This window comes from Rheinheimera sp. (assembly GCF_965283995.1).
Lineage (GTDB): Bacteria > Pseudomonadota > Gammaproteobacteria > Enterobacterales > Alteromonadaceae > Pararheinheimera.
In genome coordinates, this window is record NZ_CBDIQG010000001.1 from 773,683 (window position 1) to 786,081 (window position 12,399).

Here is a 12,399-nt window from a genome sequence, read left to right on the forward strand (position 1 = left end):
CCAGCATTTGCTGGCTCTTTTACTTTCAGTGCAAATTATTCCACTGATGGTGGTTTAGTCATGGGAGCAATAACCAACTGACGGGCAGATGCAGAACCTGCAGTGCCTTCGACCGTAGCTTTGACTTCGTACTGTACACCCTGTGGCACGACAGCTGGGCTGTCTTCCACCACAGCGACCGGTTTGGTCATAGTCGCAACAACCATATTGCCATAACGGTTCGCTTTGGCTTTAGGGGCTGTCACAGGCGCAGTAACAACAGGCGCAGTAACAACAGGTGCAGTAACAACAGGTGCCGTTTCTACAGGGGCTGCTACCACCGCAATGTCTGCCGGTGCCGTAACAACGGCGGCTTCGGCAACTACAACCTCTACCGGTGCCTGGACTGCAGTAACTGTTTCAGCGACGACTGGTGCGCTAGCAGTTTCAACCGCAGGGACCACAGCGACAGGCGCCGCAGATTCAGCCTCAGCAGCGGCAGGCTCAGCAGCTACAGTGTCAGCAACCGCATTTGCTTCTACAGCTTTGGGTTCACGCTGACGTTGGCGACGCGGTTTAGCCGGTACAGTTTCCTCAGCTGCAGTTTCTGCTGCTGGTGTCTGGTCTTCAACTGCTGCAACGATTTCTGCCTCAGATACCACTTCAGCGGTTACAGCTTCCACAACAACTGTGTCGGTTGCTTCTGCAACAATCGGCAGGTCCAGTTGCTGCTCTGCAACAACCAGATCTTCTTCCGGATAACGGGCGTCAACGGCGTCATCTTGCTCACCATTTTGTTGCTCTTTTTTCCGTTTCTGACCGGCAGCACGTAAATGACGTGGTGATCGGCGACTGCGACTGCGGTTTTCACTGGTTGTAGGATCGGCTGATTCAACGGTGCCGTCGATCTGTTGTTCAGCAGGCATATCTGCTGGCAGCGATGCGGCCGGTGCGTCAGTGGTTACTGTAACGACTGCTTGTTCTACCGGCGCAATAACAACCGCAACAGGTTCTGTTACAGCCAGCAGTTCAGTATCAGTGGACTGACCGGCCTGTTGTTGTTTATCCAGACGGACCGACTTGCGCATATTGCGACGCTGACGACGCTCAGCCACTTTGCTTGATGATGGAATTTCATCATCAGCATCAACGACTGGAGCCGGCCGTGGTGCTTTGTCAGCTTGCGGCTTTTTGTCGAGGCGTTCAGTGCGTTCCGGACGTTCAGTGCGTTCTGGGCGCTCAGCACGCTCGGTCCGCTCGGCACGATCTGTGCGCTCAGTTTTTACTTCTGGTCGCGTATTGCGTGGTTTATCCGAACGTTCCTGGCGCGGTGGTCTGTTGTCAGTTCGGGTGTTCTCGTCCTGATCTGGCCGGCGCTTTTGTCCGTCACGAGCTTCATTGCGATTATCGGTACGACCGTCTCTGTTGTCACGGGCGCCATCACGACCGCCACGACGATTGCGACTGTCGCGATTGTTTTGCCGGCGTTGTGGTGCTTCAGCTTTCACTTCAGGTGCAGCGGCAGGGGCCGGAGCAGCAAACAGCGACTTGAAGAAACCGCTGATTTTACCGAACAGACCTTCTTCAGTGCTCGCCGGTGCAACGACTGCGACTTCAGCCTTTGGCGCTGGTGCCGCAACAGGCGTTGGCGCATCAGCCATCGAAATTGATGCAATAGCTGGCTTTTCTTTCACTGCGTCTGATACCGGGTGGTACAGAGTGTTAGTTACAGCAGGCGCTTTCACCAGGTTGTAGCTGGACTCTTCAATTTCTTCATCCAGACGGATCCGCGACACTTCGTAATGTGGCGTCTCGTAATGCTCATTCGGGATGATAAAAATGCGGATGCCATGGCGCGTTTCGATGCGGCGGATGGATTCGCGTTTTTCGTTCATCAGATAAGTCGCAACAGAGATTGGCACCTGCGCATGGATTTGGCTGGTGTTATCTTTGATCGCTTCTTCTTCGATCAATCGCAGGATTGATAACGCTGAAGATTCAGTACTGCGGATGGTGCCGCGACCATGACAGCGTGGACAGACGTGTGTTGCAGATTCACCCAGTGATGGACGCAGACGCTGACGCGACATTTCTAATAAACCGAAGCGCGAGATGCGGCCGATTTGAACCCGAGCACGGTCTTGTTTGACTGCATCTTTTAAACGGTTTTCTACTTCACGTTGGTGACGTACTGGCGTCATATCGATGAAGTCGATGACAATCAGGCCACCTAAGTCGCGTAAACGTAGCTGACGGGCGATTTCGTCGGCAGCTTCTAAATTGGTGTTAAACGCGGTTTCTTCAATATCGCCGCCTTTAGTCGCTTTAGACGAGTTGATATCGATAGCGGTCAATGCTTCGGTAGAATCGATCACGATCGAGCCACCGCTCGGCAGACGAACTTCACGACGGAACGCTGATTCAATCTGCGTTTCGATTTGATAATGCATAAACAGTGGCGTTTCGCCCTGATACATTTTCACGCGGTGGGCGAAGTCTGGGCGGAACTGCTGGATATACAGTTTTGCTTCTTCGAAAATACGCGGGTTGTCGATCAGGATCTCACCAACATCACGACGTAGGTAGTCGCGGATCGCGCGGAAAACCACATTACTTTCCTGATGGATCAGGAACGGAGCAGGGCGGTTTTGTGCTTCTGACGTAATGGCTGACCAGTGTTTCATCAGCGCTTTTAAATCGTAATCCAGCTCTTCATATGACTTGCCAACACCTGCGGTGCGGACAATCAAACCCATGCCATCCGGCATCTCGAGCTGACCTAATGAGTCTTTCAGTTCTTGCCGTTCATCACCTTCAATGCGGCGTGAAATTCCACCTGCACGAGGATTATTTGGCATCAGTACCAGGTAAGAACCGGCCAGGCTGATAAAAGTCGTCAGCGCAGCGCCCTTTTGGCCGCGCTCTTCTTTATCAATCTGGATAATAACTTCCTGACCTTCGCGCACGACTTCTTTAATATTCGGGCGACCGTCAAAGGCGTAATTGGCAGGGAAATATTCGCGGGAAATTTCTTTTAATGGCAGAAAACCATGCCGCTCTGCGCCGTAATCGACGAAAGCTGCTTCCAAGCTAGGCTCAACCCGGGTGATTTTACCTTTGTAAATATTGGCTTTTTTCTGTTCGTGACCTGGACTCTCAATATCCAGATCGTAAAGTTTCTGGCCATCGACCAGCGCAACGCGGATTTCTTCTTCCTGCGTCGCATTAATGAGCATTCTTTTCATTGTGTCTGACTCTTGCATTCAGCCACAACAACAGCGCGCACAATCTATGCGTGTCAGATAACGTCAAACATATATATATGCAGTCTCCCGACTGGAATGCTTGAAAATCGATTTAATTATCAATTGTTTTTAAAACAGAACACCACCAGGTTTGTCAGACCGTGCTGATCTTCATTGAGAATCTGCACACATCGCGTCAGCGTTGCGTTATAGCTTTACTTTTTTTAATTGTTGCTCAGTTAACTGGCAGCTGTGTTGCGCGTCTAACAGCAATAAATTACTCACATTACTGGATGCGCATAGCATTATTCGTCGGCGGGGAAGATAAAATCGTTGGTTTTCACCACGGATTCGGTATGATCTGCGTCCCGACCGGTGCCTCACAGCTTCTCTTACGTCTTTCTGAGCGCCCTAATGGCCATTTTGGCTCAATTAGCGGGTCGATTATCCCATTAATTAAAGTCCATTAGCAACCTAAATGTAGCAGCAAAAACGCATGACTGATGAAAGAAAAACCCCAGTGCAATTTATTGATGTAGATGCAGAATTCGCCGGTCAACGTATCGACAATTTTCTGTTGGCCCGCCTCAAAGGCGTGCCCAAAAGTGTGATCTACCGGGTCGTGCGAAAGGGTGAAGTGAGGGTCAACAAAGGCCGGATCAAACCAGAGTATAAGCTACAGGCAGGTGACCAGGTCCGGGTGCCGCCAATGACGGTGGCGGCGGAATCTGACCCGGTGTCAGTCAAACTGACTGCAGTCAAAACGCTGGAAAGTCATATTTTATATGAAGACAATGAATTAATTGTGCTGAACAAACCGACTGGCATGGCCGTGCACGGTGGTAGTGGTTTGCAATTTGGTGCAATTGAAGCATTACGTGCGTTGCGGCCGCAGGCTAAGTTTTTGGAACTGGTGCATCGCCTGGACCGGGACACCTCGGGTTGTCTGTTGATTGCAAAAAAGCGTTCGATACTCACTGCACTGCATGAGCAGTTACGATTAAAAGTCGTTGAGAAAAAATATTGGGCTTTAGTTGCCGGACAGTGGGACGGCAAAATTAAGAAAGTGACAGAGCCGCTGAAGAAGAACACTTTGCAAAGCGGGGAACGGATAGTCCGGGTCGATGAGCGTGACGGGAAACCATCTGAGACTCGGTTTAAAATATTACAACGCTTTGTTGAAGGTACGCTGCTGGAAGCTTTTCCTGTTACCGGACGGACACACCAAATCCGTGTTCATACAGCGTGCAATGGTCATCCGATTGCATGTGACGATAAATACGGCGACAACGAGTTCACCGGTCAGATGAATGCACTCGGTCTGAACCGGCTGTTCCTGCATGCCAAGCTGATAAGTTTCCAGCATCCAGTGTCGGCAGAACGAATGACATTTGAAGCGCCACTGGACAAAGCACTGGCACAAATTCTGACCAAGCTGGTCAAGAAATAACAACGCAGCAGTAACAGGTGTAGTGATGTTAGATGTAAAAGTCGTGATCTTTGACTGGGATGGTACTGTGATGGATTCAGTGGGCAAAATCGTCAATTCAGTGCGGATTGCTGCCGAGCGTCTGTCCTTACCGGTGCCAACTGAGCATGCTGCTAAACAGATTATTGGTTTGTCGCTGGATCCTGCATTTAAAACGTTGTTTCCTGACAGTACAGCAGCTGAACGGGAACTACTGTCTGAACACTATAAAGATGTCTACAGCAACGTCGACAAAACACCGACCCCATTGTTTGATGGAGCCGAGCTGGTGTTCACTACCTTACGCCAGCGCGGCTATCAATTGGCTGTCGCAACGGGTAAAGCCAGACGTGGTTTAGATCGGATGTTTGTAGAAACGAAGACCGGTCATCATTTTGTTACCAGCCGCTGTTCTGATGAAGCGCAAAGCAAGCCACATCCGCAAATGCTGCAACATATTCTGAGCGAATTGCAGCTTGTTCCGGCGCAGGCGGTGATGATTGGTGATTCCCGTTATGACCTGATGATGGCGCACAGTATTGAGATGCCCCGTATTGGCGTGACACATGGTGTGCATGGTCACGCCGAGTTTGCTCCGTTCAACCCGCATGCAGTGGTCAACAATTTGAAAGCATTGTTAGATATCTTGGCTTAAGGCGGCAGCTAAAATTAGTTTTACTGTCCCTGTAGTAACAAATCGACACCGAAATTTTTCAGCATCTGATGCAGGCGGATCAATGGCAGGCCGATCAGGCTATTAGGGTCATCGCCGGTCATCTTCTCGAACAATGTAATGCCGAGCCCTTCAGATTTAAAACTGCCGGCACAATTCAGCGGTTGTTCGCGTCTTATATAACAGTTGATTTCTGCGTCCGATAGTTGCCGAAACTCTACAATAAAGCGGTCAAGGATTGTTTCTGTCCGGCCGCTTTCGTTATCTGCGACTGATAAACCGGTTAAAAACAATACAGACTGGCCACTGAAACTACGTAATTGGGCAAAAGCGCGTTCTTCGGTATGAGGCTTACCCAAGATCTGACCGTTGAATACGGCAACCTGATCTGAGCCAATAACCAGAGCTGTGCGCCCGTCAGACTGCAGGCGGTTCGCTACAGCTTGCGCTTTGGCAGCTGAGAGCCTAAGTACCAGCTGTTCCGGTGTTTCTCCGCTTAGCGCAGTTTCATCAACTTCAGGTTTCGCGCATTGAAAGTTAGTGGTCAGTTTTTGTAACAGTGCCTGACGGTACACTGACGTTGATGCTAACCATAATGATTTGGTCATGAGCTACCTTTATGCATTTGATGTCGTTTTATAATAAGGTCGGCACTATAATATTTTTCACGAAATTTCGCGTCAGAAAAGTTAACAAAAGTCTGATCAACCCTTTGACAGCAATAGGATCAATCTATATGATGCGCGCCTTATGCAAAAAGTAAAAATACCTGTCACCATCGATCCGTACCGCACTGCCCAAAAGCGCAGTAGCTTTGACGGGATCCTGCAGCTGCAAAATCTGACCCGTTTGTCAGAACAGTTGTCTAATAACGATGGTGATGTAGCGGTGATTGTTCACTGCGGCAACGATGAACAAGGTCTGGTCTATATTGAGGGCGAAGCCCAATGTACTGTTCAGGTCAGATGCGAGCGTTGCGGCGATGACATGACGCTGAACATAAACAGTAGTTTTGCATATACCCCGGTGAAAGGGGATGATTCGGCTCAAGAAGAGATTCCACAACGCTACGACGTGATCGAAACAGACGAACACGGCGAAGTGAACCTGCGGCAATTGGTTGAGGACGAATTAATTCTGGCTTTACCACTGTTTCCGATGCACGATGAAGGTCAATGCGACCCGAATAAGTTGCAGATGAGCTGGGGTGAAATAGAGCCGGAACCAGAGAAACCGAACCCATTTGCAATTCTGCAAGAATTGAAGAAAAAGTGATTTTTTAGGAGAAAGACCATGGCTGTACAACAGAACAAAAAATCTCGCGCCCGCCGCGACATGCGTCGTTCACACGACGCGCTGACTGGCCCAACGCTGTCAGTAGACGCAACAACTGGTGAAACGCATCGTCGTCACCACATTACTGCTGACGGTTTTTACAAAGGCCGCAAAGTAAAATAAGTCCCGGTGCACCAAGTGCAACCATCCAGACTTAAAATTGCGTTAGATATGATGGGGGGCGATCATGGCCCCCTATCTACTATTCCTGCAGCAATAACCGCTGTCAGCGAAAACCCCCAACTTGACCTTATCCTTGTCGGCGACTCAGCCGCAATTCAGCACGCACTCGCAGATGCTGGCATCTCTGAACATCCACAACTGCAAATCCAACACGCTTCTCAGCAAGTGCTGATGACTGATAAGCCCTCTGTCGCTTTGCGCACAAAACGCGATTCTTCGATGCGGGTGGCGCTCGATTTAGTAGATCAACAGAAAGTTCAGGCCTGTGTCAGTGCCGGCAACACCGGTGCGCTGATTGCGATGGCGCATTACGTGTTGAAAATGCTCAACGGTATCGAAAGGCCGGCGTTAATCAGTGCATTGCCAACAACGGTCGGCACCCCGGTTTTTATGCTGGATCTCGGTGCAACGGTGAACTGTGATTCCGATACGCTGTTTCAGTTTGCCGTGATGGGCGCTGTGATGGCAGAAGAAGTTGAATCTATTCACCAGCCAAAAGTCGCTTTACTCAACATGGGTGAAGAAGAAATCAAAGGCTCGGACCAAATCAAACGCACCTCCTTATTGTTGTCAGAATGTTCTGACATCAACTACATCGGTTATATCGAGGGCAACGACATTTTTTCCGGTAAAGCTGACGTCATAGTTTGCGATGGTTTTGTCGGCAATGTTGCACTGAAAACCTGTGAAGGTGTGGCGAAACTCATCATCAAACGCTTCGAACAGGCACTGAAAAACAGCATGTCTGCCCAATTATTCGGCTGGATGATTAAACCGTTACTAAAAAGTATCGGCACCGGCGTGAACCCCGACCACTATAACGGCGCAAGTCTGATAGGATTGCGTGGAATTGTAGTGAAAAGTCATGGAAATGCGACAAAAGAAGCATTTCTCAGTGCCATCCGGCAGGCGGTGCGCGAGGTTGAACGCCAGGTGCCCGCAAAAATAAAAGACCGGTTGGAACACGTATTAATCGATAAAGCGTAGGTCTGCATGTATTCTCGCATTATAGGCACCGGAAGTTATTTTCCGGCGCAAGTCCGCACCAATGCGGATCTGGAAGATATGGTGGAAACCACCGACGAATGGATCATCGAACGCACCGGTATTCGTGAACGCCGGATCATTGGTGAAGACGAAACTGTCGCCACCATGAGTACCCAAGCTGCATTAAAAGCGATTGAAGCAGCCGGCATTGATAAAAACTCCCTTGATATGATTATTCTGGCGACGACCAGCGCATCACGTGCGCTGCCAAGTGCCGCCTGTGAGGTTCAGCGCGAGCTGGAAATCCCAGGGATCCCGGCTTTTGATATTGCCGCCGCTTGTGCCGGTTTTTGTTATGCGCTCAGCATCGCCGACCAATACATCAAAGGCGGAATGGCAAAACGGGTGTTAGTCATTGGCGCCGACTGTTTGTCACAATTAGTCAGTCCTGAAGACCGCTCAATGGTCATTTTGTTCGGCGACGCTGCTGGTGCAGTGGTGTTAGAAGCTTCTGAACAACCTGGCATTCTGTCGACGCATATCCATGCCGATGGTAAATATTCTGAATTGCTTTACGTCGATAACCCGCGTCGGGGCGTCGAATCATCCGTGCACGACAGCTGGGGCGCGATGAAAGGTAACGATGTGTTTAAAGTTGCAGTGACTAAACTGTCAGAAGTCGTAGAGCAAACACTGGCTGCAAATAATCTGGATAAATCACAGATTGACTGGCTGGTGCCGCATCAGGCCAATCTTCGCATCATTTCTGCAGTAGCCCGCAAGCTTGATATGTCGATGGATCAGGTGGTGATTAACCTGGACCGTTATGGCAATACTTCGGCGGCAACGGTACCGACAGCGTTAGACGAAGCGGTACGTGATGGCCGGATCCAACGCGGTCAAACCTTATTACTGGAAGCTTTTGGCGGCGGTTTTGCCTGGGCGTCAGCACTGGTTCGTTATTAATTAACGACAGAATTTTCAGAGAACAACAATGACTAAAAAAATTGCATTAGTGTTTCCGGGACAAGGTTCACAGTCTGTTGGTATGCTGGCAGATCTGTATGCCGAGTATGCGATAGTTCGTGAGACTTTCGCTGAAGCATCCACAGCGCTTGGCTACGATTTATGGACTTTAGTGGCCAATGGCCCAGAAGCTGATTTGAACGAAACGCACCGCACCCAACCTGCGTTGCTGACTGCTTCTGTGGCAGTCTGGCGGTTATGGCAACAACAAAACGGCACGACGCCGGCTTACCTAGCGGGTCATTCGCTTGGTGAATACTCAGCACTGGTCTGTGCCGGCGTGCTGAGCCTTACGGATGCCGTAAAGCTGGTCGAAAAACGTGGTCAGTATATGCAAACAGCAGTGCCGGCAGGTACTGGTGCTATGTCAGCCATCATTGGCCTGGACGATGCACTGATTGCAAAAGCCTGTACGGAAGCCGCGCAAGGTGAAATCGTCTCTCCGGTGAATTATAACTCGCCGGGTCAGGTCGTCATCGCCGGCCACAAAGCAGCTGTTGAACGCGCCAATGAATTATGTAAAGCGGCTGGTGCCAAACGAGCCTTGCCTTTGCCGGTCAGTGTGCCAAGCCACTGCGCACTTATGCGTCCCGCTGCAGAGCAATTGTCGGTAGATCTGCAGGCTCTACATTTTCATACCCCTGTCATTTCCGTCGTGAACAATGTCGATGTTGCGGTTGCCTCTGAGGCTACGGCCATTCAGGATGCACTAATCCGTCAGCTGTTCAGTCCGGTACGCTGGACTGAAACCATCGAATTTCTGGCCGCTCAAGGTGTTACTGAGGTGATTGAGTTAGGCGCTGGAAAAGTATTAAGCGGCTTAATCAAGCGCATCAACAAAGAGTTGCTGACAACGTCGGTCCATGACGTTGCTTCGTTTCAGGCTGCGCTTGCAGCCCAAGAATAAGGAATTTTATGACTGCTTTTATCTCTCTGGACGGCAAAGTTGCGTTAGTGACTGGTGCCAGTCGTGGTATCGGCCGTGCAATTGCTGAACAACTGGCGGCCTTGGGCGCCAAAGTGATAGGCACCGCCACCAGCGAAAAAGGTGCGCAGGCAATCAGCGATTATCTTGGCGCCGGGCAAGGGCTGGTACTGGACGTTGCCAGTCCTGAATCGATTGAACAATGCCTTGAAACCATCAAAGCGCAGTTTGGTGATATCGATATTCTCGTCAATAATGCCGGTATCACCCGCGATAATCTGTTAATGCGGATGAAAGATGAAGAATGGTTCGATATCATGCAAACGAACCTGACGTCGGTGTTCCGCATGAGCAAAGCAGTGATGCGGACCATGATGAAAAAACGTTTTGGCCGCATTATCACCATTGGATCAGTCGTTGGCTCTATGGGCAATGCAGGGCAAACAAACTACGCGGCGGCAAAAGCAGGTGTACTTGGTTTTACAAAATCTCTTGCGAAAGAAGTGGCGTCTCGTGGTATAACTGTCAACGCTGTTGCGCCTGGTTTTATCGACACCGATATGACTAAGGAGCTGACGGAAGAGCAAAAACAAGCGATCTTTGGTCAGGTACCGGCGAATCGTCTGGGACAACCTGAAGAAATTGCGGCCACTGTCGCGTTCCTGGCTTCGAACCAGGCCGCGTATATTACCGGTGAAACGATTCACGTAAACGGCGGCATGTACATGGTTTAAATATCAGGTTTGACCAGCAGGAAATGCCAAACGCATGACTTGCATCGATCTGACTGAACCACTAAACTAGCCGCCACACAAAATTGCACGAACTGTTGCGATTTATATGAGAAAAAGGAAGAAAAGATGAGCAACATCGAAGAACGCGTTAAGAAAATTATCATCGAACAGTTAGGCGTTAAAGAAGAAGACGTGAAACACGAAGCTTCTTTCGTTGACGATCTGGGCGCTGATTCATTAGACACAGTTGAACTGGTCATGGCGCTGGAAGAAGAATTCGATACCGAAATTCCTGATGAAGAAGCAGAAAAAATCACGACAGTGCAATCTGCTATCGATTACATCAAAGCCCACGCTGAATAAGGCGTGAGGTCATCGCCTGGCGCGATGCAGACGGGTAGCGCAGGCTACCCGTTTTTATTTGTGGCGGTGAAAAACCGTAGGATTGCAAACAACCGAAGGTTGTTGTGGAGGATAACGTGACTAAACGTCGGGTCGTTGTTACTGGAATGGGGATGCTGACGCCGCTTGGCAATGATGTGGCATCGAGCTGGCAAGCGTTACAACAAGGCAAAAGCGGCGTTGATTTTATCACGCATTTTGACACTGAAGCGTACAGCACCAAATTCGCCGGTTTAATTAAAAACTTTGCAGTCGAAGACTTTTTTCCGGCGAAAGAAGCACGGAAAATGGATTTGTTTATTCAGTACGGCGTGGCCGCAGGCATTCAGGCCTTCCGCGACTCCGGCATTGAGATCACTGAACAGAATGCCGGCCGGATTGGCGCTGCCATCGGCTCTGGTATTGGTGGTCTTGGTCTGATTGAAGAAAATCACGAGAAACTGTTGGCCAGCGGTCCACGCAAGTTGTCACCGTTTTTTGTGCCTTCGACCATCATCAATATGATCTCCGGTCATCTGTCGATCATGCTGGGATTGCAGGGACCAAATATCAGTATTGTGACTGCCTGTACCACGGGCGTGCACAATATTGGCCATGCCGCCCGGATGATTGCGTATGGTGATGCCGACGCGATGCTGGCAGGCGGTGCTGAAAAAGCCTCAACCACACTTGGTATGGGCGGTTTTGGCGCGGCACGTGCATTATCAACCCGCAACGATGCGCCACAACAAGCTAGCCGTCCTTGGGATAAAGACCGCGATGGTTTTGTCCTCGGTGATGGGGCTGGTGTGGTGATGCTGGAAGAATATGAACATGCTAAAGCCCGCGGCGCGAAGATATACGCTGAATTAGTTGGTTTTGGTATGAGTGGTGATGCATATCATATGACTTCACCACCAGAAAATGGTCGCGGTGCCGCGTCTTCCATGGTGAATGCATTGCGCGATGCAGGGGTAGACCCTTCGCAGGTGCAATATATCAATGCGCATGGTACTTCGACTCCCGCCGGTGATATCGCAGAAACGATGGCGATCAAATCCGTGTTCGGTGCTAAGCCAGAAGGCCTGATGGTCAGTTCGAGCAAGTCTATGCTTGGCCACCTGCTAGGTGCAGCAGGCTCAGTTGAGTCTATTATCACCGTGTTGTCATTGCAGGATCAGGTGGTGACACCAACGATTAACCTCGACAACCCGGATGAAGGCTGCGATCTGGACTATGTACCGCATCAAGCCCGTCAAGCAAAAATGGAATATGCGCTGTGCAATTCATTTGGCTTTGGTGGCACGAACGGCTCGATCCTGTTTCGAAAGATTTAACCTCTTTTGGCGCATTGATATCAGAAAAGGCTGCTCTGCAGCCTTTTGTTTTAACTGATTCTGTAACAGCCTACGATTTATCCGCCGCAATTTTTCAGGCATACTCGCGCCATTGACGCTTTAAAT

Annotated in this window: 12 protein-coding genes; 10 read left to right on the top strand and 2 right to left on the bottom strand. The window is 50.0% G+C overall.

Annotated elements, in window-relative coordinates; all coding sequences use genetic code 11:
• Window positions 1-35 precede the first annotated feature (35 nt).
• Complete coding sequence (gene rne, locus ACQ66Q_RS03520; protein ID WP_430455523.1) at window positions 36-3,224, bottom strand: ribonuclease E; 3,189 nt, start codon at window positions 3,222-3,224, stop codon at window positions 36-38.
• Window positions 3,225-3,720: 496 nt separating this feature from the next.
• Between rne and rluC the strand changes: the two genes are divergently transcribed.
• Both rluC and ACQ66Q_RS03530 read left to right on the top strand, forming a co-directional pair.
• Complete coding sequence (gene rluC / locus ACQ66Q_RS03525; RefSeq protein ID WP_430455524.1) at window positions 3,721-4,674, top strand: 23S rRNA pseudouridine(955/2504/2580) synthase RluC; 954 nt, start codon at window positions 3,721-3,723, stop codon at window positions 4,672-4,674.
• Between the two features lie 25 nt (window positions 4,675-4,699).
• Window positions 4,700-5,347: an HAD-IA family hydrolase gene (locus ACQ66Q_RS03530; RefSeq protein ID WP_430455525.1), complete on the top strand. Its 648-nt coding sequence runs from the start codon at window positions 4,700-4,702 to the stop codon at window positions 5,345-5,347.
• A 20-nt stretch (window positions 5,348-5,367) separates the two neighbouring features.
• Here ACQ66Q_RS03530 and ACQ66Q_RS03535 read toward each other — a convergent pair whose 3' ends face one another.
• Window positions 5,368-5,973, bottom strand: coding sequence for a Maf family protein (locus ACQ66Q_RS03535; RefSeq protein WP_430455526.1), 606 nt, complete (start codon window positions 5,971-5,973; stop codon window positions 5,368-5,370).
• A gap of 142 nt (window positions 5,974-6,115) precedes the next feature.
• On the opposite strand from ACQ66Q_RS03535, the gene yceD reads away from it, so the two are divergent.
• The 8 genes from yceD (at window position 6,116) to fabF (ending at window position 12,273) form a co-directional block, all read left to right on the top strand.
• On the top strand, window positions 6,116-6,640 hold the full coding sequence (gene yceD / locus ACQ66Q_RS03540) for a 23S rRNA accumulation protein YceD (protein WP_430455527.1): 525 nt from the start codon (window positions 6,116-6,118) through the stop codon (window positions 6,638-6,640).
• An 18-nt stretch (window positions 6,641-6,658) separates the two neighbouring features.
• Window positions 6,659-6,823, top strand: a complete 165-nt coding sequence (rpmF, locus tag ACQ66Q_RS03545; protein WP_031564938.1) for a 50S ribosomal protein L32 — start codon at window positions 6,659-6,661, stop codon at window positions 6,821-6,823.
• Window positions 6,824-6,829: 6 nt separating this feature from the next.
• Complete coding sequence (gene plsX / locus ACQ66Q_RS03550) at window positions 6,830-7,870, top strand: phosphate acyltransferase PlsX (protein ID WP_430455528.1); 1,041 nt, start codon at window positions 6,830-6,832, stop codon at window positions 7,868-7,870.
• Between the two features lie 6 nt (window positions 7,871-7,876).
• Window positions 7,877-8,836: a beta-ketoacyl-ACP synthase III gene (locus ACQ66Q_RS03555; RefSeq protein WP_430455529.1), complete on the top strand. Its 960-nt coding sequence runs from the start codon at window positions 7,877-7,879 to the stop codon at window positions 8,834-8,836.
• A 28-nt stretch (window positions 8,837-8,864) separates the two neighbouring features.
• Entirely contained in the window at window positions 8,865-9,803 is a 939-nt protein-coding gene (fabD, locus tag ACQ66Q_RS03560) for an ACP S-malonyltransferase (RefSeq protein ID WP_430455530.1), read from the top strand.
• Between the two features lie 8 nt (window positions 9,804-9,811).
• On the top strand, window positions 9,812-10,555 hold the full coding sequence (gene fabG / locus ACQ66Q_RS03565; protein WP_430455531.1) for a 3-oxoacyl-ACP reductase FabG: 744 nt from the start codon (window positions 9,812-9,814) through the stop codon (window positions 10,553-10,555).
• Between the two features lie 126 nt (window positions 10,556-10,681).
• Window positions 10,682-10,918 carry an acyl carrier protein gene (gene acpP, locus ACQ66Q_RS03570; RefSeq protein WP_031564929.1) on the top strand — a complete coding sequence of 79 codons (237 nt, stop codon included), beginning with the start codon at window positions 10,682-10,684 and terminating at the stop codon, window positions 10,916-10,918.
• 116 nt (window positions 10,919-11,034) lie between these two features.
• Complete coding sequence (gene fabF / locus ACQ66Q_RS03575; protein ID WP_377242604.1) at window positions 11,035-12,273, top strand: beta-ketoacyl-ACP synthase II; 1,239 nt, start codon at window positions 11,035-11,037, stop codon at window positions 12,271-12,273.
• The last annotated feature ends 126 nt before the right edge of the window (window positions 12,274-12,399 follow it).

Coding starts and splice junctions, on each gene's coding strand:
- ACQ66Q_RS03535 (WP_430455526.1), bottom strand. CDS start 5,973: ATGACCAAATCATTATGGTTAGCATCAACGTCAGTGTACCGTCAGGCA.
- rne (WP_430455523.1), bottom strand. CDS start 3,224: ATGAAAAGAATGCTCATTAATGCGACGCAGGAAGAAGAAATCCGCGTT.
- ACQ66Q_RS03530 (WP_430455525.1), top strand. CDS start 4,700: ATGTTAGATGTAAAAGTCGTGATCTTTGACTGGGATGGTACTGTGATG.
- fabD (WP_430455530.1), top strand. CDS start 8,865: ATGACTAAAAAAATTGCATTAGTGTTTCCGGGACAAGGTTCACAGTCT.
- yceD (WP_430455527.1), top strand. CDS start 6,116: ATGCAAAAAGTAAAAATACCTGTCACCATCGATCCGTACCGCACTGCC.
- rluC (WP_430455524.1), top strand. CDS start 3,721: ATGACTGATGAAAGAAAAACCCCAGTGCAATTTATTGATGTAGATGCA.
- ACQ66Q_RS03555 (WP_430455529.1), top strand. CDS start 7,877: ATGTATTCTCGCATTATAGGCACCGGAAGTTATTTTCCGGCGCAAGTC.
- fabG (WP_430455531.1), top strand. CDS start 9,812: ATGACTGCTTTTATCTCTCTGGACGGCAAAGTTGCGTTAGTGACTGGT.
- acpP (WP_031564929.1), top strand. CDS start 10,682: ATGAGCAACATCGAAGAACGCGTTAAGAAAATTATCATCGAACAGTTA.
- rpmF (WP_031564938.1), top strand. CDS start 6,659: ATGGCTGTACAACAGAACAAAAAATCTCGCGCCCGCCGCGACATGCGT.